Raw genomic sequence first — 599 nt, 5'->3', positions numbered from 1 at the left:
TCCGACGGCGACGTCAGCGATCCCGCAGCCTTGACCATCGACATCAAGGATGACGTGCCCGAGGCCACCGACGACGCGGCCGAGACCGACGAGAACGTGGCGATCACCGTCAACGTGCTGGACGGCAGTGCCGGTGGCCAGGACGTGGCCGGCGCCGATGGTCCGGTGACCCTGACCAACGCCGCGCTGCAGGACCCGAGCCAGGGCAGCGTGACCTTCAATGGTGACGGCAGCGTGACCTTCACCCCGGCGACGGGCTTTGAAGGCGACGTGCTGATCGACTACACCATCACCGATGCCGATGGGGATACCGCTAACGCGACCCTGACCATCACCGTGGACGCGACCCCGGTGATAGAGGTGAACCCCGAGTCGCCCAATGCGTCTGGCAATAACGAGGTGGACGAAGCGGGTTTGGACGACGGCGGCAGTCAGGCGGGCACCGACCTGGAGACCACCAGCGGCACCATCGCCATCGATACCGGCTCCGACAGCGTGGGCTCGGTGGTGATCAGCGGCGTGGACGTGACCAATGGCGGCACCGTGCAAGGTACCTACGGCACCCTGGTCGTCAGCGTGGTGAATGGGGACTACAGCTA

The 599-nt window shown here is 65.9% G+C and carries 1 protein-coding gene; it reads left to right on the top strand.

The window, feature by feature from the left end; translation table 11 throughout:
- The coding region (locus tag KUW18_RS19605) for an Ig-like domain-containing protein (protein WP_222562199.1) at positions 1–599 on the top strand (599 nt) is incomplete at both ends.

The sequence above is a fragment of the Halomonas sp. DP5Y7-2 genome (genome assembly GCF_019802025.1).
Taxonomy (GTDB): domain Bacteria; phylum Pseudomonadota; class Gammaproteobacteria; order Pseudomonadales; family Halomonadaceae; genus Halomonas; species Halomonas litopenaei_A.
Note: the sequence above shows the minus strand (reverse complement) of the source record. Positions and strands in the feature narration are given on the sequence as shown.